This is a genomic window from Alkalispirochaeta americana (assembly GCF_900156105.1).
In the GTDB taxonomy this organism is placed as follows: Bacteria; Spirochaetota; Spirochaetia; order DSM-27196; family Alkalispirochaetaceae; genus Alkalispirochaeta; species Alkalispirochaeta americana.
The window spans coordinates 16,257-40,972 of the sequence record NZ_FTMS01000008.1; the positions used below are offsets into that span (position 1 = coordinate 16,257).

Annotated in this window: 21 protein-coding genes; 9 read left to right on the forward strand and 12 right to left on the reverse strand. The window is 59.5% G+C overall.

From position 1 onward, the window contains the following. Position 1: 1 nt before the first annotated feature. From BW950_RS07035 to BW950_RS07055, 5 genes are all read right to left on the reverse strand, one after another. The gene (locus tag BW950_RS07035) at positions 2–2,512 is read right to left on the reverse strand and encodes a fimbria/pilus outer membrane usher protein (protein ID WP_076488593.1); all 2,511 of its coding nucleotides are present in this window, start codon (positions 2,510–2,512) and stop codon (positions 2–4) included. Positions 2,513–2,514: 2 nt separating this feature from the next. After that, positions 2,515–3,240 (reverse strand): fimbrial biogenesis chaperone, encoded by a 726-nt coding sequence (locus tag BW950_RS07040; RefSeq protein ID WP_076488594.1) that lies wholly within the window; start codon positions 3,238–3,240, stop codon positions 2,515–2,517. A 100-nt stretch (positions 3,241–3,340) separates the two neighbouring features. Next, entirely contained in the window at positions 3,341–3,796 is a 456-nt protein-coding gene (locus BW950_RS07045) for a hypothetical protein (protein WP_076488595.1), read from the reverse strand. A 139-nt stretch (positions 3,797–3,935) separates the two neighbouring features. Next, positions 3,936–4,631 carry an alpha/beta hydrolase gene (locus tag BW950_RS07050; protein ID WP_076488596.1) on the reverse strand — a complete coding sequence of 232 codons (696 nt, stop codon included), beginning with the start codon at positions 4,629–4,631 and terminating at the stop codon, positions 3,936–3,938. 9 nt (positions 4,632–4,640) lie between these two features. Continuing rightward, entirely contained in the window at positions 4,641–5,411 is a 771-nt protein-coding gene (locus tag BW950_RS07055) for a competence/damage-inducible protein A (protein ID WP_076488597.1), read from the reverse strand. Between the two features lie 75 nt (positions 5,412–5,486). On the opposite strand from BW950_RS07055, the gene BW950_RS07060 reads away from it, so the two are divergent. The 3 genes from BW950_RS07060 to BW950_RS07070 all read left to right on the forward strand — a co-directional run bounded on the left by BW950_RS07060 (position 5,487) and on the right by BW950_RS07070 (position 8,950). After that, the gene (locus tag BW950_RS07060) at positions 5,487–6,062 is read left to right on the forward strand and encodes a tetratricopeptide repeat protein (protein ID WP_076488598.1); all 576 of its coding nucleotides are present in this window, start codon (positions 5,487–5,489) and stop codon (positions 6,060–6,062) included. Between the two features lie 156 nt (positions 6,063–6,218). Next, complete coding sequence (locus tag BW950_RS07065) at positions 6,219–8,414, forward strand: cyclic nucleotide-binding domain-containing protein (protein WP_159438750.1); 2,196 nt, start codon at positions 6,219–6,221, stop codon at positions 8,412–8,414. Further along, on the forward strand, positions 8,411–8,950 hold the full coding sequence (locus tag BW950_RS07070; protein WP_083943817.1) for a gamma carbonic anhydrase family protein: 540 nt from the start codon (positions 8,411–8,413) through the stop codon (positions 8,948–8,950). Before BW950_RS07065 ends, BW950_RS07070 begins: the two co-directional genes overlap by 4 nt. On the opposite strand, the gene BW950_RS07075 is transcribed toward BW950_RS07070, so the two are convergent. Beyond that, positions 8,937–9,662: a class I SAM-dependent methyltransferase gene (locus BW950_RS07075; protein WP_076488600.1), complete on the reverse strand. Its 726-nt coding sequence runs from the start codon at positions 9,660–9,662 to the stop codon at positions 8,937–8,939. The two genes, BW950_RS07070 and BW950_RS07075, sit on opposite strands and share 14 nt — an antisense overlap. 40 nt (positions 9,663–9,702) lie before the next feature. Here BW950_RS07075 and zwf point away from each other — a divergent pair, with 40 nt between their 5' ends. Further along, on the forward strand, positions 9,703–11,916 hold the full coding sequence (gene zwf / locus BW950_RS07080; RefSeq protein ID WP_159438751.1) for a glucose-6-phosphate dehydrogenase: 2,214 nt from the start codon (positions 9,703–9,705) through the stop codon (positions 11,914–11,916). After that, complete coding sequence (locus BW950_RS07085) at positions 11,903–13,288, forward strand: NAD(P)-dependent malic enzyme (RefSeq protein WP_200796800.1); 1,386 nt, start codon at positions 11,903–11,905, stop codon at positions 13,286–13,288. The genes zwf and BW950_RS07085 overlap by 14 nt, the downstream gene beginning before the upstream one ends. 63 nt (positions 13,289–13,351) lie before the next feature. Here the strand turns inward: BW950_RS07085 and BW950_RS07090 are convergent, their stop codons facing one another. Beyond that, on the reverse strand, positions 13,352–14,743 hold the full coding sequence (locus tag BW950_RS07090) for a HAMP domain-containing sensor histidine kinase (RefSeq protein WP_076488602.1): 1,392 nt from the start codon (positions 14,741–14,743) through the stop codon (positions 13,352–13,354). After that, positions 14,740–15,450: a response regulator transcription factor gene (locus BW950_RS07095; protein ID WP_076488603.1), complete on the reverse strand. Its 711-nt coding sequence runs from the start codon at positions 15,448–15,450 to the stop codon at positions 14,740–14,742. Before BW950_RS07095 ends, BW950_RS07090 begins: the two co-directional genes overlap by 4 nt. Before the next feature lie 24 nt (positions 15,451–15,474). Here BW950_RS07095 and bcp point away from each other — a divergent pair, with 24 nt between their 5' ends. The 3 genes from bcp (at position 15,475) to BW950_RS07110 (ending at position 18,988) form a co-directional block, all read left to right on the forward strand. Further along, the gene (gene bcp / locus BW950_RS07100; protein ID WP_076488604.1) at positions 15,475–15,942 is read left to right on the forward strand and encodes a thioredoxin-dependent thiol peroxidase; all 468 of its coding nucleotides are present in this window, start codon (positions 15,475–15,477) and stop codon (positions 15,940–15,942) included. A 13-nt stretch (positions 15,943–15,955) separates the two neighbouring features. After that, the gene (locus BW950_RS07105) at positions 15,956–17,080 is read left to right on the forward strand and encodes an oxidoreductase (protein ID WP_076488605.1); all 1,125 of its coding nucleotides are present in this window, start codon (positions 15,956–15,958) and stop codon (positions 17,078–17,080) included. Between the two features lie 66 nt (positions 17,081–17,146). Further along, on the forward strand, positions 17,147–18,988 hold the full coding sequence (locus BW950_RS07110) for an ATP-binding cassette domain-containing protein (protein WP_076488606.1): 1,842 nt from the start codon (positions 17,147–17,149) through the stop codon (positions 18,986–18,988). On the opposite strand, the gene BW950_RS07115 is transcribed toward BW950_RS07110, so the two are convergent. Both BW950_RS07115 and BW950_RS07120 read right to left on the reverse strand, forming a co-directional pair. Next, positions 18,985–19,368 carry an ArsR/SmtB family transcription factor gene (locus BW950_RS07115; protein WP_234969049.1) on the reverse strand — a complete coding sequence of 128 codons (384 nt, stop codon included), beginning with the start codon at positions 19,366–19,368 and terminating at the stop codon, positions 18,985–18,987. The two genes, BW950_RS07110 and BW950_RS07115, sit on opposite strands and share 4 nt — an antisense overlap. Positions 19,369–19,438: 70 nt before the next feature. Then, positions 19,439–20,062, reverse strand: coding sequence for a Crp/Fnr family transcriptional regulator (locus tag BW950_RS07120; protein ID WP_076488607.1), 624 nt, complete (start codon positions 20,060–20,062; stop codon positions 19,439–19,441). Positions 20,063–20,187: 125 nt separating this feature from the next. Here BW950_RS07120 and hcp point away from each other — a divergent pair, with 125 nt between their 5' ends. After that, complete coding sequence (hcp, locus tag BW950_RS07125; RefSeq protein WP_076488608.1) at positions 20,188–21,855, forward strand: hydroxylamine reductase; 1,668 nt, start codon at positions 20,188–20,190, stop codon at positions 21,853–21,855. Positions 21,856–21,949: 94 nt separating this feature from the next. Here the strand turns inward: hcp and mmsB are convergent, their stop codons facing one another. Both mmsB and BW950_RS07135 read right to left on the reverse strand, forming a co-directional pair. After that, positions 21,950–23,146 (reverse strand): multiple monosaccharide ABC transporter permease, encoded by a 1,197-nt coding sequence (gene mmsB, locus BW950_RS07130; protein ID WP_076488609.1) that lies wholly within the window; start codon positions 23,144–23,146, stop codon positions 21,950–21,952. Between the two features lie 31 nt (positions 23,147–23,177). Further along, positions 23,178–24,701, reverse strand: coding sequence for an ATP-binding cassette domain-containing protein (locus BW950_RS07135; RefSeq protein ID WP_076488708.1), 1,524 nt, complete (start codon positions 24,699–24,701; stop codon positions 23,178–23,180). Positions 24,702–24,716 lie beyond the last annotated feature (15 nt).

Consider the following 24,716-nt stretch of genomic DNA (forward strand, 5'->3'; position numbering starts at 1 on the left):
ATCATTGGGTTTCCTTCTCCAGAATCACCGGAAGATCGCCCAGATCGTACCGTCCCCGACCTTCGGGAGAAATCAGAAAGAGTTCTTCCGTTTCGGGGTACGCCATCAGGAAAAGACGGTACCGGCCCGGGGCCAGGTGGGGTATCTCAAATCTCCCCTGGCGGTTGGTAAAAAAGAGGTGGCGTTCTCCCGCCGAGGAGACCACTTCTCCCGCCTCCAGCTCCAGAGGAGTTCCCTGGATGTCCACCAGTCGTCCCACGGCGTATACCGTGGCCTCGCTTCCCACCACTACACGGTACCCCTGGCGGTATCCCGGAAAGAAGGCCGGATCCCGTTCTCCCACGGACAACCCCTCGGGCAACTCCGCTCCGTCTATCCTGATAGTGCTTCGTTTCCAGGAAGGCAGGTCAGGGACGACAGCTCGTCGCCCCTGGAGGACTGCCGATACAGCACCTCCTCCGGGGCGCAACGCGATCGGATACTCTGCAACTTCCTCATGAGCTTCAAAGAGAACGAAACTCTCGCTAATGGGCCTGGTCACCGCTACCGACGAGCCTGCCCAGGCAAGGGCGGTAGAAAACTCGCTTTGCAGGGAGAGTTCCTGATCTGAATCTTCGCTGAACCGGGCCTTGGGCTGGGCCTGGAGGCTGCCCTGAAAGGTATCGTAGCGGAGGCTCCCCCCCAGAGAGTGGACCTCTCCCGGAGCATTACCGCTTCGTTCATAGTCGGCCCGCCAGTTTATCGCGTCGAAGGCCCGGTCGGGGACGTTTGACACCTGGAGAGCTGACCGGTCCCTGGCTAGATCGTAGCTGGAGGAGATGGCCCTGCGCTGATCGGGAGAACCCAGGCGAATAAAGATGCTTCCCTGCCATCGAACCCCCTGATCGGAGACGGAAGGAGCAATCTGGCCGTTCAGGGAGTAGCCCCGGGAAGAGAACTGCGAAAAGGCCAGGCGAAGGGTTGTTTCCCGATCCCGGGGGAAATCGAAGGGTTGATCGTGAACTACCCCCAGGGAGAGGTGTATTCCCCGGGAGAAACGCTGCGTCAGAACAAGGCCGCCCCGAAGGCGCCCTCCCGATGCGACATCTGCCGAGACAGGGCGGTATTCCGACGATTCCAGGGAGAGAGACCCCTCCAGCGTGGGAAGATCTCGCCGCGAGAGCGACGCTATCAGGTGAGAAATCTCACCGGCTGCACCTCTTTCACCATCGGCAGCGGCGAAAAGACCGCCTTCCAGGCGGGTTATTCCCCAGGAAGAAGCCACCAGACTGTGGAATCCCAGGGAGAGAGCATCCTCTGCCGCCTGCAGCGATCCACCAGCGGTCCAATCGGGGGTCATTCCCCGCTGGTGAAACCCGCTGATGAAGGGCCCCTGATGCTCAAAGTTCTCCCGCAAAACCCCCAGGACCCAGGAATACTCGTGGCGCCCCGAACGGAGGAGGTGTGGCGAGAACGGGATGACCTCCTGCATGAGCAGAGTCGGGGGGGCATCCCCCCGGGAAGCCTGCTCGACCCGAACCTCGTTCACGCCCCGTCCCAGCGGAATGTCAGACACCCGATACGGCCCCGGGGCAACCCGGACCCGGCGGTAGAGACGATCATTTATCACGATATCCACGGGAGCATCGGAAGGAGCAATAAAACGCAGATCAGCCGATCGATACAGGGGGTCATCGGGACCAATATCGTCATGACGAGTGAGCGAGATCCCCGCCACCTCGGGAGCATGAAAGAGGCGACCCGTCCGGTAGCGAACAATTCCCGCCTCGGCACGGGCTTTCCAGGGCAGATAATCCCGGACAACCCGGGTATAACGAAGCGTCACGGGATCGTCCTTGCGCCGCTCACCTTCCGAGTCCTTGCGGAAGGGCTCCGACGAAAACCCCAGGGACGATTCCCAGACCCACCCCTGGTAGTTGAAAACAGGCTCAAGGGAAAGAAGAAGATCTCCGGGCTGATTCCCGGAGGAGAGATTGCCCCGGGCAATCAGGTTTGTGTAGCCCGAGAAGGGGATCGGCTCAAGAAACGGACCATCGGCGGGTTGCCGGGACTCATCCAGGCGCTGCTCCCGCAGGACCCGCGGATCCAGGGAGAGTTCCAGCAGGAGTCGCTCGGGACGGTACGTGAGGTAAACCCCCGCCGGAGAGAGCCTTTCCAGCGGGATCAGAGTTTCTCCTCCGGCAGTTTCTGTCCGAACAAGCCGCAAAAGTTCATCCTGGTCCGAGGTGTTCAGGAGAGGTTCGATCATCGTGGCCAGTGATATTCCTCCCACCAGGACCTGTTCATCGTCAAGACGGGCCTGGACCTCACCCAGAAAATGGCCGCTGCGAAAAACGGGTAGAACAAGATCCTGGGACGGTGTTTTTCCGAAGACCGTCGCAAAGAGGTCCTCTGTGGAGTCTGCCTGCAAGGATACTCCCGAGGCGGCCAGAAGCAGTACCACCGTTACCAAAGGCCTCCTGATCAGATGCGCCCTGATCATCCGACGCCTTCGGGCCAGGGACCGTCCCATGATCACTCGAAGAGAAAGGACACGTCCCGGGGTTCAAAGGGAAACTGATCCCGGGGAACACGAACCAGCCGCGAAGCACCAGGAAGAAGATTGACGCCCTGAAAGGCGGGAAGGTCTTCGATCCGCAGGGTTTCTTCACGTCCTGCTGCCCCGGTGACTATCACGGAGCCCCTGGAAAAGAGTTGGTGCCGGGTTCCTTCGTTTTTCAGGAGAAGCTCCGTCCCTTCTTCGGGGTCTTTTGACAGGCTCACCACCCGGACCTCCGGAGCTGTTCCGGGAGGACGGACGTAGAGAGAGGCCCGGTAACGGAGCATGAACTGCACCCCCGACCCTTCCTGAGCGTCCCTTCCCAACCTCACCGGAAGCTGTTCCGCCACCAGGCGAAAGGCCTGCTCCTGTCCGGGTGCGGCCTCCCCGATCCAGCGAACACGCACCGTCTGGGAGATGCCCGGCCTGAGGATAATTTGCGAAGGAAAGACTTGAAAGAGGTGCGAGGCGTCGTCGTTAAACTCCGTGCCCCTCTGATCGATACGGCGGGTGGAGACTCGCAGTTCGATCGCGGCAGCCTCGCTTCCTGAATTGGTCAGCTCGAAGGAGGTTGCCGGAGTACCTGCGGTGAGATCGATCACCGCCGACATGGGAACCAGTTGAAAGGCCTGGAGCCCGGAAACCATGCATAGGGAGAAAAGGAACACCGAGCACAGGGACAAGCCGTCACGAACGCGCATAATCAGCCTCCAGGAGGATGGGGGCCCTGCCGGGCGTACTATAAAAAACGCCCGGCAGGATACCGCCAGGCGTTTTTTGCTCTTCCGAATCAGGGGCTTGTCAACTATTTGACTCGATGGTGAAGGTCACCGTATCCGTGTACGTGCCTGCCTGAAGGGTTCCGGCGCTGTCGTAGGTGATACCCACGGTTCGGGTCACGTGATTTGCAAAGCCTCCCGTCGAGACCTGGCCACCCTCGGGAAAGGCAGTCCCTCCGTAATACAGGATGTAGTCATGGGTGTGGTCTCCGTTGCTGAAGGCGAAATTGTTGACCGAGGAGACGCTCACTGTGTAGCTCTCGTTACTCACCTCGACAACCTCGGCCACCGTCACGGGGGAACCCTGGGCGATGTTCAGAAGCAGGTTTGTTGCGTTCGCTGTGGGGGTAACCTCAATGTTTACGTAGGGTCCAACCACCCCACTCAGAAAGAGAGACGCGCTGTCTGTTGTCTGTGCCGAGAGTGCTCCGGCTGTAAGGAGAATGGCCCCTGCCAATGCGATGAGTCGTTTCTTCATAGTCTTTTACCTCACTTGTTTTACTTGTTCTGCGGTTTTCCGCAGAATTTTTTACTTTCTTCAATATAGGCCCTTCCTGATAGACCGTCAATATTATCTGAGTAATTCCTGAGTAATTTTCCTCCGAAAAACCTGGATCCTAGATCGCGCGGAGAAACTCCCCCGCTTCACGGGCGATCTCGGGAGGGATTCCGTGGTCGCCGGAAAAGCTCCGCCACTTCAGCGAACACCCGGTTTTCTGAAGAATATCCCGCAGGGCTCGGCCCTCGGACTCAGGCAGAATTCTGTCCTGATCCCCGTGGGACTGAAAGACCGCAGCCCCCTTCGACAATGTTCCCGTATCCGCCCGGGAGAGAAGGTCCTCCCACCAGCTGCGGGCAATAAGAGCCCCCGAAAAGAGAATTGCTCCGGCGGGCATGGGACTATCTCCGCTCATGGCCTGTCGCAAAAGCTCGGCTGCCACCATGGCACCCTGGCTGAAACCCACCAGGACCAGCCCGGACCAATCGAGCCCAGCCTCATCCACGGCGGTTCTCACCACCTGAGCTGCTTCCAGCAACCCTGGAGGCTCGAGGTCGCGCAAACTCTGGAAATAGGTTCCCGTGAGAGCGTCTTGCTGCTCCCGGGTGTCCCGGGGAAACCAGGCGTTTCCCCAGACCGTTCCATTGACTTCCAGTGGAACCGGAGCCCTAGGGGCGATCCACTGGAGGTGCGGCCCCAGGACGGACCTCAGGGGAAGCAAATCCTCTGGGCCTGCACCAAATCCGTGGAGCAGACACCCGGCGGTCACAGTCTGGCCTGTTGTGCTCTGTCCTGCTGCATTCTGTATCGTCATAGCCATCTCCTATATACCGTCAGCTAAACCGTCAACCATGATCTCTCCGACACTCCCCCCCGTTCGGACAAGCCATCCCTGCTGTTGCATCCAGCAGGCGATCTCCCGGGCTTCCTTGAGAACATCATCCCGGAGGAGTCCCCGGAGGACCAGCCGAACCCGATAATCCTGATTCTCTGCCACGGGATAGCTCCCTATGGTAACAGCCGGGCAGTGACTCTGTCGGGCCGCAAGCCACCGGGCAAAGAGGCTCTCGTCGGCCCGGAGAAAGATCTCTGCCGTCCACAGCCGGTCTCGAGGTGGCAGAAGCGCCAGCAGACGCTCGATCTTGTCCTCCAGAGCCCGGGGCAGACCGGGAAGAACAAAGAGATTGCCCCGCCGGATAAGCGGCCACCACCCTTGATCGCAGCCGAGCACTTCCGATCCCTGGGGAAGCAGGGCCATTTTTGCCACGGTGGGAGAAAAGCGATCCTGATAGCGCTCTTTCAGAAAGGCCGTCATCACAGGGTCCTCCTCCAGAGGAACCGAGAACGCAACGGCAAGGGCCTCCAGTGTTATGTCATCGTGGGTGGGCCCCACACCTCCTGCCGTTATCAGGTACTCCGAACGGGCCCAGAGATCGCGCACGGCCCCGGCGATCGCGGCGATCGTGTCAGGAACAATGCGTACTTCCCGGACCTCGTAGCCGATCCTGCCAAACCCGGATAGAAGAGGGTACAGGTTGCGTTCCTGTACTTCGGCCGAGAGGATTTCATCGCCGATAAGAACAATAGATACCATGAAAAGCCAGTATAGGACAGGAGAGCTTCAGGGAACAAGATTGACGATTTTTCCCTGGCTCCGTACATTCATTTCATGGATCTGAAGAATCTGATCGAAGAATCGGAATCGCTCATTCGGTCGGGGGAGTACGGGGAAGCCATAGAGACCCTCACCGAGGTGCTGGCCGAAGAGCCCGACAGCCTGCCGGCGCTCCTTGCCCTGGGCATTGCCTATACCGAGAGCGGAGCCAACGAGAAAGCTCTCAGGACGCTCCAGTTCTACCTGACCCGCGATCAGGAAAGCGATCTTGCCTGGGAGGCCCTGGGATGCACCTTTCTCAGACTGAACCGGAACCGCGATGCCGAAGAGGCTCTTCTGAGGGCGCGGGAGCTGAACCCCCAGAACGCCACGGTCCTGCGTAACCTGAGCGTTCTCATGAGCAAGACCAACCGGGGTCATGAGGCCTACCGACTTTTGAAGCAAGCCTACGAGATCGATAACGAGGACTATCTCACCATGTACGCCATGGCCTGCGCTTACCGTCAGCTGGGCCGCTTTGACAAGGCCGTGGCTCTTTTTGAAACCCTCCGGGCGATTCCCTCTCTTCCGGGGGAGCTCCGGGAGGATTCCGCCCTGCAGCACCTTGAGCTCTCCCTGGGCTGGGGATAGACCCAAGCCAACTCCCCGATCCGGCTCCCGATCCGGCCTGGCACCTGCTCCCCAAGGGGGCCTCGGCGGCAACAACTCGATATCTCTATATCGGGAAGTGCAAAAAGTGGAAAAACGGGCTCCGACCGGATACATTGTAGTATGGAGGGCCGGCCATTGAAAAAAACACGCGTTTCCAGCGGTGTCTTCTGGATAGAGATACCCGAGCATGATCTTCGCATCCTCTGCGGATGCCCTGCTGATACTGTGAAGCACCTGATGCAACGCGGCTTCATCAACACCCTGGAAGAAGGCGGAATTTCCTATGAATCAGGCCCAAACGCGATTCTTCTCTCCGATGTGAGCGTACAAAACGGGGAGTTTGCCAACCTTTCGGAGTTCCCCGTATTGCAGATGCTCTACCGCCAGGGAATGATCATCCAGGGGCACCCCAATAACACGGGGCAAAAACCGCTGATCCTGGGCACGGCCGAGCAGGTCGCGGCCCAGCGAGAGTATATCTACCGGGGAAATTACGGTCTTGTATCGGAAGACGAGATGATCGCTGCAGGGCTTGATGCCAACACCGCCGCCGAGTATATGCGTATCAAGAAGCTCTTCGCCTTCGGGACGATCAAAAGCCCCGAGGAACTGATCGACTTTCGCGTCATCCGAAACGAGCCCACAACGATCGTGGAGGGGGTGGAAATAGAGCGGGTGAACACGAATTCCTACCGGGTCTCCTGCAACGGAGAATCTCTGGAGGTTTCACTAAACCTGGGGCGGTCGGATCAGTACACACCACCCTACCTTCTTAGCCCCCACAAGATAAAGCCGGCTTATTTTTCTGTGGTCCATACCGGTGAGGGCGACGGATGGGATCCCAGCCGCCCCTGCATGGCCAGCATCATCACCTTCCAAAGGCAAATCTACCTGATTGATGCCGGCCCCGGGGTGTTGCACTCCCTGAACGCCCTGGGAATCAGCGTGAACGAGATTGCCGGTATATTTCATACTCACGCCCATGACGATCATTTTGCAGGGCTCACCTCGCTTGTCCGGGCGGATCACCGGTTGCGTTACTATGCAACGCCTCTGGTCCGTGCCTCGGTCACAAAAAAGCTGGCCGCCCTGATGTCCTTCCCGGAGGAGCAGTTCGGCGATTACTTCGAACCCTGCGACCTTCGGGAGGGCGAATGGAACTCTATCGGGGGCCTTGAGGTCCGGCCGGTCTTCTCGCCCCACCCCGTGGAAACCACGGTCATGTTCTTTCGAGCCCTCTGGGAAGAGGGTTACCGCAGCTACGCCCATTTTGCCGATATCTGCTCCATGAAACGGCTGGAGGCGTTCCTGGAAGGAGCATCACCCGAAGGAACCACCCTGGCCGAGCGTGTAAAGAGGGAATACTTCACCCCGGTGAACGTGAAAAAACTGGATATTGGGGGCGGGCTCATCCATGGCGAGGCCGAAGACTTTCGGAATGACCTCTCGGAACGGCTCGTCCTGGCCCACAAAACGGGGCCCCTGACGGATCGGGAAAAAGAGATCGGCACCGATACATCCTTCGGGATGCAGGACATCCTGATTCCGGCCTCGGAGAACGCCGACGAACGGCGCATCAGAAAACACTTGCGCCATAATTTCCCCGGTGCCTGCGAACACGATCTGGCAATGCTTGCCAATTGCCCCGCCCGAACCTTGAGTATCGGATCCGTTCTCTACCGCAAGGAAAACCATCCCGAACAGGTCTATCTTCTGCTGGATGGGCTGGTCGAGATTCTTGGACCCGAGGACCAACCCAACAATATTCTTACCCCGGGGTCCATGATCGGCGAGATCCACTGCCTCACCAACACCTGCCTGGAACAGACCTATCGCGCGGCCAGTTTCATCTACGTCCTGGAAATTCGTCCTGCCATGTACCTCCATGTGATCGAACAGAACAACCTCCGCCATTCCATACGGGATTATCTGGAACGAAAACAATTTCTCATGCGGACCGATCTTCTGGGGGACCGCATATCGGGAGTCACATTGAATGAAATAGCCCGAACCATGAAAGAGGTCCATCTGTCGCGCGGCGAGGCAGCGAGCCTGGACCAGGCGATGCTTTTGGTGGCTGCGGGAGAACTCGAGGTTCGTTGCGGAGACCGTATCATCGACCGGGTCACGCCGGGTGGTCCGGCGGTCTCCTTTGCTTCTCCCTTGACCGATGAACATTCTCTGGAGTACGTTGCCGCCAGCGATGTGGTGGCCTACCGGATTCCCCGGGACATCATAGACGGCATCCCCATTGCGCGCTGGAAGCTGCTGGAGCGGTTCAACCGCCTGTGCAGGAACTGTTGCACCTTTTCTCAGGAGGATTCCCCGTGAGCCCCCATACCGGAACAACCATCCGACCCTACCGGGATAAACATCCCCACATCGACCGGAGCGCTATCGTTCTGGACGGGGTGCGCATCATCGGCGATGTCACTCTTGGTCCGGGGGTTTCCCTCTGGTATAACACGGTTGTGCGGGGCGACGTTCACTGGGTGCGAATCGGCAGCGATACCAACATTCAGGACGGATCCATTCTTCACGTGACCCGCGAAGACCATCCCCTCTCCATAGGATGCCGGGTTACCGTGGGCCACGGCGTCTGCCTTCACGGGTGCACCATCCACGATGAGGCCTTGATCGGCATGGGCTCCACCGTCCTGGACGGGGCGGTCGTTGAGTCCCGGTCGATGGTGGCGGCCGGTGCACTGGTTCCTCCCGGCATGGTGGTGCAGGAGGGCACCCTCGTGGGAGGCGTCCCGGCCAGGGTTCTCCGCACCCTGCGGGATGAGGAGCTCCTGGATCTGCCCGAGAGCGCCCGCCGCTACTGCGGCTACGCCCGGGACCACGCAGCGGTTATGCCCTGGTAGCAACTACGATCTGGGTCCCGCTCCCGCCAGTGAGGGGGCTGCGGTCGTACCAGCCAAACCGTTCCCGTATCTGAAACCCCGCTCCTTCCAGAAGAATCACCAGTTCCTCGGGGAAAAACATCCGCAAGGAAAAATCGAAGGGTTCCAGAGTGTCCTCTCCTTCGGCCCACCATCGCACCGACAGAACCTGCGCAAGCGCATCATAGCGGCTGCTCTCGAAGATCGGCACCTCCTCACCGGCCATGGTCACCGGGAAGAGCCCCTCGGGTTCCCTGGCGAGAAGCTCCATATCAGGGTTATGCACTGCCAGTGCCAGCACCCCCCCCGGAGAGAGCCCTCGGTGGATATTCTCCAGACACCGACGAACCCGGGCCGTTCCCGTGAGATGGGAGAGGCTATGCAAAGGAACGATCACCAGAGAGAAGGCCCCCGGCAGGGGATCGCTCATGTCCCCCACACAAAAGGAGGGATTCTCCGGACCGAGGCCGGCCCGGGCAGCACGGAGACGGGCAGCATCCACCATGGGAGGGCTTAAATCGATCCCGGTGACAGGAATACCCTCCGCCGCCAAGGGAACCGTGACCCGGCCGCTCCCGCAGGCAAGCTCGCAGACCGGACCGGTCGACTCACGGGCCAGAGCCTGGTAGAAGGGAATATCCTCAGTAAAATTGTCGTATAATTCATCGTATATCCGGGGATGGTTGTATAACATTGGTTCACCTCGCTCTCTACCCCGTGATATGATTGGTGCTGTGAATAGACCAACCACACCTACGAGCATCGTAATCATAGGCGCCTCGGGAGACCTGGCGCGCAAGAAGTTGATCCCGGCGCTTTTCCACCTGTTCTGTAACGGCTTTCTGCCGGAACGGTTCCGGGTGGTGGGTTTTGCCAGAACCCCTCTGGATGATGAAAGCTTCCGCCAGGAGGTAGCCGAGACCCTTACCACCCGCTTTCAGCCCGAACCGGGCGAATGCGCCCTCGCCGTGGGGCACTTTCTCAAGCGGTGCCACTATCACCAGGGCCAGTATACCAGGGCCGACGATTTTCGGACACTGGGCCGGCGAATAGAGGGACTCGCGGGCCCGCGCTCGGGCCTGCTCCTCTACATGGCAATTCCACCGGATGTGTTCCTTGATACGGCCCGCTCCATCCGGGCAGCCGGACTGGCCGACGAGGAAGAACGTCCCTGGTCCAGGGTGGTGATCGAGAAACCCTTCGGCCGTGACACCGCCAGCAGCAGTGAACTCACCCGGGCGCTGGGCAAGATATTCTCCGAAAACCAGACCTACCGAATCGACCATTACCTGGGAAAGGAGGCGATCCAGAATCTTCTGGCACTTCGCTTCGGCAACCGCATTCTGGAACCGCTCTGGAACCGGGAGCACATCGAATCGGTGGAGATCTGCTTTTCCGAAGATATCGGCACCCAGGGGCGAGCCGGGTATTTTGACCGCTTCGGCATCATTCGTGACGTGGTCCAGAATCATCTCCTCCAGGCCCTGGCCCTGGTGGCGATGGAGCAGCCCATTCGACTCACCCCCGGGGAGATAGCCCGGGAGAAGGACCGGGTTCTGCGAGCAACCCGGCCCATGAACGCTGCATCCACCCTGGTGGGGCAATATGAGGGGTATCGGCAGGAACCTGGCGTCCCGGAAGATTCCATCACTGAAACCTTCGTCCGGACAACCCTTCACGTAGACACGCCCCGCTGGTACGGCGTTCCCTTCGAGATCACCGCCGGAAAAGCTCTGGCAGAACGAAAAACCGAGATTCTTGTTCGCTTCCGTGATCTTCCCGTTGCTTTTTTTCCAGGAGCGGCGACAAACACCCTGCGGATCCGGATACAGCCCGATGAGGAAATTGAGCTCCAGCTGAACAACAAGGTTCCCGGGATGAACATGACCGTTACCCCCGTGGGACTGAATATGCTCTATCAGCAAGAGTTCGCAACGGCCCTCCCCGAAGCCTACGAGCGGTTGCTTCTGGACGTACTAAGGGGAGACCGATCGCTTTTTATTCAGCAAGAGGAACTGGCTGCCGCCTGGGAGGTGGTTACACCCTACCTTCAGGAGCGGGAACGGCTCCTGAAGCGCCCCCCCGAATACCCCTACGGGTGTCAGGCTCCCCATATCTTTCTCCGCTCCGACGAGACCCCCTATCCCGGAGAGGAGGCTCCCGAAGCGACGCCTCCCGGGACGCGACCTCTCCGAAAAGAGCGGATCCGCTCCTTTCCTACAAAGGAATCGGCCAGGACAGAGCTGCAGGCAGAACTCCACTGCGCCCTGGTTCGCAAAAATCCGCAGGTCATTATGCTGGCCGGGGGTTCCACACCCCTGGAAATCTACACGGCCCTGGCTGAGGCATCTCCCCGGGGAGAGCTGGAGACAACAGGCTTTATCCTCTCCGATGACCGCCACGTTCCCCGGAACGATGAGAGGTCCAACGTTGGGGCGATCTTCCCCCTGATCTCCCGGTGGGGCCCGGCGCGTCCTCAGCTCCTTCACCCTGATCCGAACCTCCCGCCGGAGGAGGCAGCCCTGACCTTGAGTCGCCACATTGCCGATCTGGCCCGGGGCAGCTCCTCTTTTGAGCTGGGGATACTGGGAATCGGCAGCGACGGTCATACGGCAAGTCTCTTCGACCCCGCCCTGGTCCCGTTGCTCTCTCCTGAAGAGATCGGCCTTGGGCGGATACCGCTTCGCTTTCTGGAGGAGGAAACCCCTCTGGCTCTGGCGGCAGGAATCCGCCTGGGGGTGGAGCGAGTCTCCCTGACGGCTCCAGTCCTCCTGGCCTTCCGCCGCCTTATCTTTCTTGTTCTGGGCGAAGAAAAACGGGATATCATTACCCGGATCGTCCAGGCACCCCGGGAGACCCCGGCGGGGCGGGTTTTAATGCAGCATCCCCAGGCCCAAATCTGGACAGATATAACTCTCACCGATGGAGGATCCCATGGCTCACACTAAAAATCCCGGCGAAGACCGGAAAGACCGGGAAGACCGGGAAGCCCAGGCAAACCGCTGGGACCAGCTCGCTGTACCCTGGCACCGCCACTACCTTGGAAAGATGGAAACCGTTCCTCGCTGCGTGGTGCGCGGTATGGATGATTTCTCGGTCTGGTATTCACCAGGCGTGGCTGAGGCCTGCCAGGCGATCGCCCGGGAACCAGGCCTGGTGGATGAACTCACCAGCCGGGGAAACACCGTGGCAGTTGTATCCGATGGCTCCCGGGTTCTGGGCCTCGGAGATATCGGCCCCAAGGCAGGATTCCCCGTGATGGAGGGCAAAGCCCTGCTCTACAAATATCTGGGAGGCGTGGATAGTGTCCCCATCATGCTGAATGACCCCGATCCGGACAGCATTATCAAGACGGTTCTGAATCTGCAATCCAGCTTTGGTGGCATCAACCTGGAGGATATCGCCCAGCCCAAGTGTTTCCGCATCCTCGACACCCTGCGGAAAGAAGCGGAGATTCCCGTCTGGCACGACGACCAGCAGGGAACAGCTACGGTTACCCTGGCAGGCCTGCTCAACGCCCTGGACCTGGTGGGAAAGAAGATCGAAGACGTGCGAATCGCCTTCATCGGTGCGGGGGCAGCCAACGTAGCCTGCGCCCGCCTTATCTTCGGACGGGGCGCAGACCCCGGTCGCTGCACCATGAACGACCGCCACGGCATTCTCACCCCGGACCGGAGCGATCTCAAGGAGAATCGCCTGGAGTATCCCGAGAAGTGGGAACTCGCCGAGATGACCAACCGCGAGAGACGCACTGGCGGAACTCCCCAGGCCATGGAAGGGGCCGATGTGGTGATCGCCCTCTCCCAGCCGGGACCGGGGGTAATTCTTCCCGAATGGGTGCGCACCATGGCCGACAAGCCCATCGTCTTTCCCGAGGCAAACCCCGTTCCGGAGATTTGGCCCTGGGAAGCCCAGGAAGCAGGCGCAGCCGTGGTTGCCACGGGCCGCAGCGACTTTCCCAACCAGGTGAACAACTCGCTCTGCTTCCCCGGAATCTTCCGGGGCGCCCTGGACGTACGGGCCTCCACGATCAGCGACGGCATGTGCTTCGCCGCCGCCGAAGCCATAGCCCGACGCGCGCGAGACCACCGGGACTATGGCCCCCAGCGGATCATGCCCACCATGGAGGAGTGGGATCTCTTTGGTGATATCGCTGCCTCCGTGGGGATCACGGCGCAAAAAGAGGGGCTGGCCCGACTGACACGATCGGAGGATGAGCTCCGGGAGATGGCCCTGACCCGGATTACCCGAAGCCGGCGCATCACGGAGGTGATGATGGAACAGGGCCTTATTCCTCCGCCGCCGGAACCAGCTACCTGAACCAGGCAGCCACCTGAGCCAGACAGCCCGGGGGAGATTCTGCGCCCCAAAGCAGCTCCGGGGCTATCTCCTGCGCTCCGGGGTCGGGAGCTCCACCGTGAAGGTGGTCCCCCGGCCCCGGTCCGATTCCGCCCGAACCCGACCCCCGTGGGCAGTTACCACAGCCCGGACCAGGCTGAGGCCCAGCCCCAGACCGGTCTGTTCGGGCTGGACGGGGCCTCGGTACATCCGGTCCCAGACCCGCTCGAGCTCCTCTTTGGCCAGGCCAATCCCTGTGTCGGCCACACACAACCGCACCACCAGAGACGCCGGATCCGCCGTTCCGGTGATTCGAACCTCGCCCTGACGGCGACAATACTTGACAGCGTTATCCACCAGGTTTGCCACTACCTGCCGCAACCGCACAGGATCACCTGAAACAATCAGATCTTCGGGACAATCAGCCACCAGAGAAACCTCTCTCTCCTCGGCAGCCAGTTCATAGAGATCAACCACATCGTCGATCAGGGACCGAAGCGAGAGAGCTTCCTTTTTCAGCGGCATCACCCCGCTTTCAGCCTCGGTTATATCCAGAAGGGTATTCACCAAACGAAGAATCTCGTCACTCTGCTCCACCGTTTCCACCAGAGCCTGCTCGGCCTGATCGGAGCCTCCTTCACGCAACGCCAGCTCCGCCCGGGCCCGGAGCCTCGTCAGGGGCGTCCTCAGATCGTGGGCCACGGTGTCAACGGTATTGCGAAGGCCATCAACGAGCCGTGCAATTCGGGTGAGCATGGCGTTGATCACCCCCACCAGATCCTCCAGCTCCCGCCCCCGGGCGCGTTCCTCCACCCGGCCTTCAAGCTTCCCGGTCTCCACAATCTGCCGCGCCACGGCCGTAACCCGGTCAATGGGACGAAGCGTTCGATCGGCGATAAAAAGCCCCACCAGGAACCCCAAACCCGCCACGGCGATGGCAATTCCCAGAAAACTGCGCTCGAAAACCCGCAGAAGCCGAACCCGGTTGCGCGTGGAGACCCCCAGCTGCAAGTGATAGTCATCGGAAAGCCAGATGCCCGCCACGTCAAGCTCGTAGTTGTGGTTCGGTGACTGGAGGGTGTAGATCGTCCGGGCATCCAGGGGCAGAACCTCCAGACGCCCTACCTCAAAACCACCCCAGGTATCGGGCCAGGAAAAAAGAAGGGTATTATTTAACCGGTCCGCCACCCGGACCACTGCCAGGCGTTCTCCCACCAGAAAGGTTTCGCGGTTAATATCCTCCTCCAGAGCCTCGAATCCCCCCGTCTGAAACTGGGCCCAATAGCCCAGCATGCGATTCTGCATATCCCGCAAATCGTCTTGCTGGAGTGTCCGATAGAGCGTAAAAAAGGTGAACCCGAAGATTCCCGCCACGCCCACCACCGTTACCAGGGTATACAAGAGCGTTACCCGAACCCGGGCCGAAAGATGTCTCATGAGCGACCTCCTCCTGCGGATGCGGGCCGGCAGGAGTAGCCCACGCCCCGCACGGTATGAATCACCTTGGGATCAAAATCCCTGTCAACTTTGGCCCGGAGCCGGGAAACCAGCACATCCACCACGTTGGTCTGGGGATCAAAATCGTAGCTCCAGACGTGCTCCAGGATCATGGTCTTGGTGAGAACCTGACCGGGATGACGAAGAAACAGCTCCAGGAGGGAGAACTCCCGAGGCTGGAGATCCAGAGGCTGGCCCTGACGGGAGACATCCCGGGAAAGAAGGTCCATGGTGATGTCGCCCTGACTCAGGGTGGTTGCCTGACCGCCGCTGGACGCTCCTGCCATGCGCGACCTCCTGATCAGAGCCTCCACCCGCACATGGAGCTCGCTGAACGAGAAGGGCTTGGTAAGATAATCGTCCCCACCGGCCCGAATCCCTGCCACCCTGTCATCCACGGTCTGGCGGGCGCTCAGAATGAGGATCGGCGTGGTCACACCTCGCCCCCGGAGCTCGCCGATCAGCCAGAGCCCGTCCTTGCCGGGAAGCATCAAATCCACCACCAGGACATCGTACTCGTTGAGACTGGCCGCCCCCAGGGCGTGTTCTGCCGACTCCAGGTGATCTACCCGGTACCCTGCCTCGCCCAACCCCTTGCGGAGATACTGGGCAATTTTTGCATCATCTTCCACTACCAATATTCGCACGATCCCCAGTATAGTACAGAGATCATGATCGATACAGGACAGACAGCACCGGATTTTACCCTTCCCGACGCTCAGGGAAATCCCGTAACACTTTCCCAATTCCGGGGAACCCCCGTGGTGGTCTATTTTTATCCCAAGGACGCCACTCCGGGATGCACCAGGGAAGCCTGCAGCTTCCGCGATAACTGGGAGGCCCTTCAGGCAGCGGGCATTCAGGTGCTGGGTATCAGCGCCGACACCCGGGAAAGCCACCAGGCCTTCGCAGAAGCCCACAACCTGCCCTTTCCCCTCCTGGCAGACCCGGAGAAAACTGTGATCATTCCCTGGGGCGCCTGGGGTACCAAGGCGATGTTTGGCAAGAAATATCAGGGCATCCTGCGCTATACCTTCATCATTGATCGGGAGGGCCAGGTCAGAAAGATCTTCAAGAAGGTAAAGACAGCCCTCCACGCCCAGGAAATCCTGGAAGCGATACAGACACTGAATCTGTAGAACAGGAGGCTCCATGGCGGGTACCAGCATCCACTCTTCTCTTGATCTTCCCCGGGGACGGGTCGTACAGAACCGTCTGGTGATGCCACCCCTGGTTATCTGGAAGGCTGGCCAGGAAGGAGTGGTTACGGAGGCTCATCTGCGCCACTACGGCGAGACTGCTCCTGGCTGCGGTCTGGTGATTGTGGAAGCCACCGCGGTGAGCCCCGAAGGGCGCCTGGCGGCAACGCAGCTGGGGCTCTTTTCGGATCACCAGATTCCGGGAATGCGCCGCCTGGCCAGGACGATCCGCCAGGCCGGAGCTCTGCCGGGAATCCAGCTCCACCACGCAGGCGCGCGGACAAACCTCGAAAAAACCTGGGGTGCCACCCCCGTGGCTCCCTCGCCGGTGGACGGCCGGGAGGATCTTCGCACCCTGGACGAAGAAGAGATCCACCGTATCCTGGAAGATTTCAGGAAAGCCTCGGAACGGGCTCTGGAGGCGGGCTTCGAGGTCCTGGAGGTTCACGGGGCCCACGGGTTCCTGGGCTCCCAGTTTCTCTCGCCCCGGACAAACCGTCGCACCGACGCCTGGGGAGGATCCCCCGATGGCAGGCTCCGCTTCCTGGGAGAAGTCCTGGCGAACCTTCGCGCCACCGCCGGAGATGATGCCCTGGTCTCCTGCCGCCTGGGCGTTGCCGAGGCCGATCCCGGTGACGGTCCGTTTCTGACGCTTTCCCAGGGGGTGGCCGCAGCGCGAGAACTTGCCCGACAGGGGCTGGAGATGATCCACGTCTCCCACGGGGGAAGCCTGCCTCGCTCTCCCTCTTCGGAAGCTCCGGGGATGGACCCGGAACTGGCCGACCCCCTGTTGCATCTGGCAAAGCCCGTGAAAGAGGCCCTGAATATTCCCGTGATCGCTATTGGCGGAATTACCACTCCCGGAGGTGCCCAAAAAGCCCTTGACGGGGGCTACGGCGACATGATTGCCGCGGGCCGGGCCATGCTGGCCGATCCTGGCTGGGCGCGCACAAGCCGGGACGGAGACGGGCGATCCCTTCAGGTGTGCCGAAAATGCCTGCCCCGCTGTTTTCACTACACCGATCCTCCCCGGTGCCCCGCCCGAGGCGCAGCAGGAATTGCACCTCCCGGTGAGTAACATCCCGGAAAACAGCTCCGGGGGGGGGAATAGCCGAGACGCAGTTCCTGTGGTAGCTTCTGCGGCGTGGCGATACTGAGTATACATAATCTGGACCTGAGCTTTGGCGGCGATTCTCTCCTCAAAGACGTGCACCTCCACGTGAACCCCGGGGATCGAATCTGCCTCATGGGACGCAACGGGACGGGAAAATCCACCTTGCTCAAGATAGTCGCCGGGGATCTTCTTCCCGACCGGGGCACAGTTCGCCGTGATCAGGAGGCAAAAACGACCTTCCTGAGCCAGGATCTCCCCGCCGATCTCACCGGCAGCGCTCTCTCCGTGGCCAGCCGGAACGATCCCTCCCGGGAGCAGGGAGCCCGTCAGCTTCTTACACGCCTGGCCGTGTCGCCCGAGGCATCCGTGGAAACCCTCTCGGGGGGTGCCCTGCGGCGAGTGCTCCTGGCACAAACCCTGGCAACCCCGGCAGAAATCCTTCTTCTGGACGAACCCACGAACCATCTGGATCTGGACACGGTACTCTGGCTTGAAACCTACCTGGAAAGACTGTGCAAAAGCCATTCCACAGCGATAATCTTTGTCACCCACGACCGGGCCTTTGCACGCCGACTTGCCCAAACCGTGGGAGAACTGGACCGGGGAACCCTCTACCACCACGACTGCGGATACGATGAGTTCCTCAGCCGCCGCGACAAGCGCCTCTCCGATGAGGAAGCTCAGTGGGAGCAGTTCAACAAGGACCTGGCCAAGGAAGAGGCCTGGCTCCGGCGCGGCGTAAAAGCGCGCCGCACCCGCGATGAAGGCCGGGTGCGGCGGCTCCTGGAAATGCGGAACCTCTATCAGAAGCGCCGGGAACAGATTGGTTCCGTTGAGATCTCCCTGGAAGCAGCCCAGCGATCGGGCGATCTGGTGATCACCACCAAGGACCTGTCCTTCTCCTACGATTCCGTCGCCCGGGACACCGGCGAGCCCCCCCTTATCAAGAACCTTTCGACCCTGATCATGCGGGGCGACCGGGTGGGAATCGTCGGCCCCAACGGATCGGGCAAAACAACCCTGATCAAACTGCTCCTGGGGGAGCTCACCCCCCAAACAGGAAGCGTTCGCCGGGGGGCGAACCTGCAGCCACTCTATTTTGATCAACTCCGCAGTTCCCTGGACCCGGAAAAAACCCTCTGGGAGAACCTGGGGGACGGCTACGATACGGTAACAATCAACGGGAAAACCCGGCACCTGCTGGCCTATATGGAAGATTTCCTCTTTTCCCGTGAAGAGGTAAACAAACCGGTGAGCATCCTCTCGGGGGGTGAGCGGAACCGCCTGCTCCTGGCCAAATTTTTTGCCCGCCCCTCGAACCTGCTGATCCTGGACGAACCCACAAATGACCTGGATGGAGAAACCCTGGAACTGCTGGAGCAGATCCTCCTGGATTACCAGGGCACGATTCTGCTGGTAAGCCATGACAGGGCGTTCCTCGATAACGTGGTCACCGACTGTCTGGTGCTTTCCGGTGACGGGACCGTTCAGGAATACGCCGGAGGCTATGGAGACTGGAGGGATCGCCAGAACCAGGACAAAACGCCCCGGAATAACACCGATGAAACAAAAAACACCTCGCCTACCAGGGAGCGGAACAAACCACGTCGCAACGAGACACGACTAAGCTACAAGGAAAAGCAAGAACTGGAGGAGCTTCCCCAGGCGATCTCGGCTCTGGAAGAGGAGGAAGCAGAGATCCACCGGAAACTCTCCGACCCGGACCTTTACCGCACCATGGCCCGCCAGGAATCGGGCAGCGGGACAGAACACGACCCTGGCCAACTCTCTCGAAGGCTCGACGAGGTCGGCCAGGAACTGGCACGGGCCTATGAACGATGGGAAGAGCTTGAGGGGCGGCGGGAAGATTAGCCCCGACATGGAGAATGGCTGGCGTGAGCCACGGCCCCCTGCACAAGCTGCAGCACGTGGTCATCTTCCAGAGAATAAACCATGTGCCGCCCCCGTCGCTGGGCAGACACAAGCCTGAGTTCCCGGAGCAGACGCAACTGGTGCGATACGGCAGACTGTTCCATGGAAAGAAGAATGCAGAGATCCCCCACGCAGGTTGATTCCTGAGCCAGCGCCACCAGTATCCGCAGACGGGTCGGATCCGCCATGCCCCGAAAAAACCGGGCTGCCCTGGCTGTTACCTCCTTCGGGGGCAATCGCTGCCGCCGGTCCCGCAGGACCATCGTCTCCTGATGCTCCTGCCCGTTCCCTCTTTCCCCGGGATTCTCCATCACTGTCATAGAGACCCAGCCTAGCCCGAAGCCACGGACCGGGACAAGTTCCCCGGCTTTCAGGTCCGGCCCTTCGCCGCTAGATATCTTTCCAGAATCGGGGGTCCACGGTGATGGTCTTGCCGGACCAGCCCAGGAGGCCCTCATCTTTCAGGGCGGCCAGGGCACGGGAGAGCGTCTCGGGCCGCACCGAGATCGCTGCAGCGGTTTCCTGTTTGTTCAAATCCAGAGTGATCAACGGGACCTGACCGAACCGGACCGCCAGAAACCGGGCCAGGCGCTGCCGCACGTCCATGGTAGCCAGAACGTAGAGCTGCTGCGAAAGAAACCTCATCTTGCCCACCAGATTTCTGATGAACTCCTCCCGCAAAGGCGCCTCGGACAAAAGGCCCAGAAGCCGCTCCCGGGGGATTGCCCTGATCGAGCAATCCTCGACAGCCACAGCACTGGCCGGATAGGTGTCCCGCTCAAACAAAACAATCTCGGCAAAGAGATCCCCCGCTTCCACCATATGAAGCGTCACCTCCCGACCATCACCGGTGGACCGAAAGAGCCGAACCTGCCCCCGCAGGAGACAAAAGAAGTGATCCCCCTCCTGCCCCTCCATGAAGATAATCGTTCCCCGGGCAATATTCTTCGAAGGAAGACCATCTCCCAGACGTTCCATGAAATCCTCACCAAGATGAGTAAAAAGATCTGCCATTCTTGACCTCCGTCAATTACCGTCGGCTCCAGGGGGCCTATCCTGTACCCGTGATGCCACAGGAAGAATCCTCGCGGAATTGCGCTGGATTCGTGTACCACAGATCATATCAGGAGGACCGGTTCATGAGTATGTATTGTTTTCAATGTCAGGAAGCAGCGGGGAACACAGGGTGCACCGTCAGAGGTGTCTGCGGGAAAACCGGAGAAACAGCAGTCCTCCAGGACCTGCTGGTCTACGCAGCCCGGGGCCTTGCCACCGTCGCCGATGCCATCCCCCAAGCCGAAAAAAAACGGGACGATCAGCCCCTCCTTGAGACGGGCCGACTGATTCTGGAGGCTCTCTTCACGACGGTCACCAACGTCAGTTTTGACGACACCCGGATAACACAGACCATCCTTGAGGTGCTGCGGCACAAGGAAGGCCTTCTGGCTGCTTCCCTTCAGGCAGGAACGGTGAAGGACACCGATTTGACCGAAGCGGCACGGTGGAACGCCGCGACCCCGAGCGAACTCCTCGCCCGGGCAAGCCAGGCCTCGGTGATGGCTGAAGAAGATCCCGACAAACGGGCCCTGGGAGAACTCGCCATCTACGGTCTCAAGGGAATCGCCGCCTACGCCGACCATGCCCGGGTTCTGGGGTATGAGGACACCGATCTGTACCGGGAAATCCTGCGTCTCCTGGCAGCAATTGACCGAGGAGAGGCCTCGCCAGAGATCGTGATCGCCACGGGCCACGCAGCAGTCACGGCCATGGCGCTCCTTGACCGGGCCAACACCGAAACCTACGGAAACCCCGAGATCACCCAGGTGGAGCTGGGAGTTCGGGGAAATCCCGGAATACTCATCTCCGGCCACGACCTTAAGGACCTTCAGGAACTGCTTGAACAGACCCGGGGAACCGGTGTGGATGTCTATACCCACGGGGAGATGCTGCCCGCCCATTACTACCCGGCCTTCAAAAAATACTCCCATTTCGTGGGCAACTACGGCAGCTCCTGGTGGGCCCAGGACCGGGAATTTGAATCCTTTCACGGACCCATTGTGATGACCACCAACTGCCTTACCCCTCCCAAGGCAAGCTACAAAGACCGGATCTTTACCACGGGTCTCGTGGCGTTTCCCCAGGTGGCCCATATTCCCGATCGTAGCGCCAGCTCCCCGGCGAAGGATTTCTCCCGGGTCATCGAACTCGCCAGAACCTGCGATCCCCCTCGAGAACTTGAAACAGGATCAATCACCGGGGGCTTTGCCCACGCCCAGGTGACGGCCCTGGCCGACAAGGTGGTGGAGGCGGTCAAGTCGGGGGCTATCAGCAAGTTCATCGTTATGGGAGGTTGCGACGGACGCCAGAAGGGACGTAGTTATTTCACGGACATGGCCAAAGCACTTCCGCCCGACACGGTGATCCTCACGGCAGGCTGTGCAAAATACCGGTACAACAAACTTGACCTGGGAAGCATCGGGGGGATTCCCCGTGTCCTGGACGCGGGCCAGTGCAACGACAGCTATTCCCTGGCAGTGATAGCCTTGAAACTGAAAGAGGCCTTTGGTCTGGAGAGCCTGGAAGATCTCCCCCTGGATTTTGACATCGCCTGGTACGAGCAGAAGGCGATCACCGTACTCCTGGCGCTTCTGGCTCTGGGGTTCAAGGGGGTCAGGATCGGGCCTACCCTGCCGGCCTTCCTGAGTCCTGCCGTAGCAGAAGTTCTCGTCTCAACCTTCGGGCTGAAAGTGACCACCACGGTGGAGGCGGACCTGGCCGAAATTATGGGCGCTGCAGCCGGGGCCTGAGCCCCCTGCTGGAGGACCCGTGGCTCGTCCTGGAGTATTCTCTCAGGGCGAGCCATCGCGCCGCGCACCCCCGGACTTCAATCACCCCCGAGGATCAGGCGAGCCCTGCCTTGCGCCGTGTATAGATGTCATAGAAAACAGCAAGGAGGAGGACCAGGGCCTTCACCACGTACTGCCAGTCGGCACCAATGTTCATGAGAGACATCCCGTTGTTGATAACTCCCATGACAAGCCCGCCGATGATCGCACCCACAATGGTACCGATACCACCCGATGCCGAAGCACCGCCGATAAAACAGGCCGCTATCGCATCAAGCTCGAAGAGCTGTCCCGCCTGGGGGAGTGCCGAGTTCATATACCCGGCGAAAACCAGTCCGGCTAACCCCGAGAGCATCCCCATAATGGTGTGGACCACAAAGATAACCATCTCGGAGTTTATTCCCGAAAGTTTCGCTGATTTTGCGTTGCCTCCCACGGCGTAGATGTACCGGCCAATCACCGTTCGCTTGGTGATGAAGGTGAAAACCCCCACAACCACAGCAAGGACAACCACGATCACAGGAACCCCCCGAAACTCGGCGAACTTCCAGGAGAGAAGTAAGATCATTCCCACAACAAAGAGGCTTTTCAAAAGAAAAGCGGGCAGAGGAAGGATCTCGAAGCCCTTTTTCATCTTTCCTCGTCGCTCCTGAAGAGCCATCAGAACCCAGACCAGCGAGCAGAGGCCACCCAGAAGCCAGGCAAAATAATGAACCCGCCCTATGTGCAATGCCTCCAGAGTGATGAAACCCGAAGTAATCTGGCGGAATCCGTCATCGCGCAAAGCGATGGGGCTCACGTTGGTTATCACGTAGGTGAGACCACGGAAAAGCAACATCCCTGCCAGGGTGACAATAAAAGCGGGAATTTTCGCAAAGGCGATCCAGAAACCCTGGAAAAAGCCGATCCCCACACCGGCCGCCATGGTAAACACAACCGTGAGGGGAAGGCCTACGCCGGTATTATAGATCATGGCAGAAATCGCCCCGGTAAAGGCGGCGATAGACCCCACCGAAAGATCGATGTTTCCCACAATGATAACAAGCACCATCCCCGCCGCCAGAATGAGGATGTAGCTGTTTTGCATGAAAATATTCGAGATGTTCCGGGGGGAGAAGTTTACACCTCCCGTAAAAACCGAAAAGACAACAAAAATCAGACCAAGCATGATGAACATGGAGTAACTTCGAATGTTCTCCTTTATCAGCTGGTGCAGGGAAACTGTTGGCGATGTATTCCTGGTATCCGACATATCTCTATTTCTCCGCTGATTCGGCCACTGATCAGGTCAAGGCCATGTGCATAATTTTTTCTTGCGTTGCTTCGTCCCGACCGAGGCAACCCTTTATCCGACCCTCGTTCATGACATAGATCCTGTCGGCCATCCCGATTGCCTCGGGAAGCTCCGACGTAACCATGATGATGCTCTTGCCGGCGGCGGCCAGTTCATTGAGGATCGTGTAGATCTCGAACTTTGCCCCCACATCGATCCCCCGGGTGGGCTCATCGACAATGAAGATCTCGGGCTCCGCCAGAAGGCACCGGCTCAGAACCACCTTCTGCTGGTTTCCACCGCTCAGGTTCCTCACAAGCTGGGTGATTGAGGGAGTCTTTATATTCAGCGATCGACGATATCGCTCGGCAGATTCCACTTCGGCATCGCCATCGACCACTCCCCAGCGCGAAATCCTGTTCAAGCTCGAGTTCGAAATATTTGTCTTGACATCCTGAATCAGAATCAGGCCCAGGCTTTTTCTGTCCTCCGAGACGTACCCCAGGCCGTTCCGGATCGCCTCACGGGGTGAGGAAAAATCGACGGACTCGCCCCTGATGAAGGCCTTGCCCCTGCAACTGGATCCGTAGGATTTCCCGAAGAGACTCATCATGAGTTCCGTTCGACCCGCTCCCATGGGGCCGCAAAAAGCGAGAATCTCGCCCTCTTTCAGCTCGAACGAGGCGTTGTCCACCACCTTCATGTGATGATATTCCGGATGAAAGACGGTCCAGTCCTTCACCTCAAAGACCACATCTCCGGGGCGGGCTGTTTTTTCAGGGTACATATGGGTCATATCCCGGCCCACCATGCCGGAAATAATCATCGCCTGAGTCACCTGATCGGCTTTGGTGTCGTAGGTTTGTATTGATTTTCCATCACGCATAACTGTGATGGAATCGGCTACTCTCAGAACCTCGTTCAATTTGTGAGAGATGATAATGCAGGTGAGCCCCTCCCGCTTGAGTTCCAGGATCAGTTCCAGGAGCTTCTCGCTCTCGTCGTCGTTCAAAGAGGCCGTGGGCTCATCAAGAATGAGAATATCGGTATTCTTTGAGAGCGCCCGGGCAATCTCCACGAGCTGCTGTTTTCCCACCCCCATCTTGCTCACAACCGTTTCAGGACGGTCCTTAAGACCCACCCGCTCAAGAAATGGCTTTGAACGACTCAGGAGATCATCCCAGTCGATGATGCCCCATTTTGTCTCGGCGTGGCCGAGAAAGATGTTTTCATAGATCGATAAATAAGGGCTCAGGGCAAGTTCCTGGTGCATAATGGCGAGCCCGACCTTCTCGCTGTCGCGAACGCTGCGGAAGCTGGTTTCTTTTCCCTTGACACGCACCGTGCCCTGATAACTTCCCCGGGGATGAACACCGCTCACTACCCCCATGAGTGTTGATTTTCCGGCACCGTTTTCACCGCAGATGCCGTGAATCTCTCCCCGTTTCACGCGAATCGAAACATCGTCCAAGGCGCGCACGCCGGGGAACTCCTTGGTTACGTTTCTCACTTCTAGGATATAATCGCTATTCATTTGTACATCCTGGAC

Bases quoted from the DNA above. Each gene is read 5' to 3' on its own strand.
- mmsB (WP_076488609.1), bottom strand. From the start codon at position 23,146: ATGTCGGATACCAGGAATACATCGCCAACAGTTTCCCTGCACCAGCTG.
- BW950_RS07135 (WP_076488708.1), bottom strand. From the start codon at position 24,701: ATGAATAGCGATTATATCCTAGAAGTGAGAAACGTAACCAAGGAGTTC.
- BW950_RS07085 (WP_200796800.1), top strand. From the start codon at position 11,903: ATGGCTCACACTAAAAATCCCGGCGAAGACCGGAAAGACCGGGAAGAC.
- BW950_RS07060 (WP_076488598.1), top strand. From the start codon at position 5,487: ATGGATCTGAAGAATCTGATCGAAGAATCGGAATCGCTCATTCGGTCG.
- BW950_RS07075 (WP_076488600.1), bottom strand. From the start codon at position 9,662: ATGTTATACAACCATCCCCGGATATACGATGAATTATACGACAATTTT.
- BW950_RS07090 (WP_076488602.1), bottom strand. From the start codon at position 14,743: ATGAGACATCTTTCGGCCCGGGTTCGGGTAACGCTCTTGTATACCCTG.
- bcp (WP_076488604.1), top strand. From the start codon at position 15,475: ATGATCGATACAGGACAGACAGCACCGGATTTTACCCTTCCCGACGCT.
- BW950_RS07035 (WP_076488593.1), bottom strand. From the start codon at position 2,512: ATGGGACGGTCCCTGGCCCGAAGGCGTCGGATGATCAGGGCGCATCTG.
- BW950_RS07050 (WP_076488596.1), bottom strand. From the start codon at position 4,631: ATGACGATACAGAATGCAGCAGGACAGAGCACAACAGGCCAGACTGTG.
- BW950_RS07045 (WP_076488595.1), bottom strand. From the start codon at position 3,796: ATGAAGAAACGACTCATCGCATTGGCAGGGGCCATTCTCCTTACAGCC.
- BW950_RS07120 (WP_076488607.1), bottom strand. From the start codon at position 20,062: ATGGCAGATCTTTTTACTCATCTTGGTGAGGATTTCATGGAACGTCTG.
- BW950_RS07040 (WP_076488594.1), bottom strand. From the start codon at position 3,240: ATGCGCGTTCGTGACGGCTTGTCCCTGTGCTCGGTGTTCCTTTTCTCC.
- BW950_RS07105 (WP_076488605.1), top strand. From the start codon at position 15,956: ATGGCGGGTACCAGCATCCACTCTTCTCTTGATCTTCCCCGGGGACGG.
- hcp (WP_076488608.1), top strand. From the start codon at position 20,188: ATGAGTATGTATTGTTTTCAATGTCAGGAAGCAGCGGGGAACACAGGG.
- BW950_RS07115 (WP_234969049.1), bottom strand. From the start codon at position 19,368: ATGACAGTGATGGAGAATCCCGGGGAAAGAGGGAACGGGCAGGAGCAT.
- BW950_RS07055 (WP_076488597.1), bottom strand. From the start codon at position 5,411: ATGGTATCTATTGTTCTTATCGGCGATGAAATCCTCTCGGCCGAAGTA.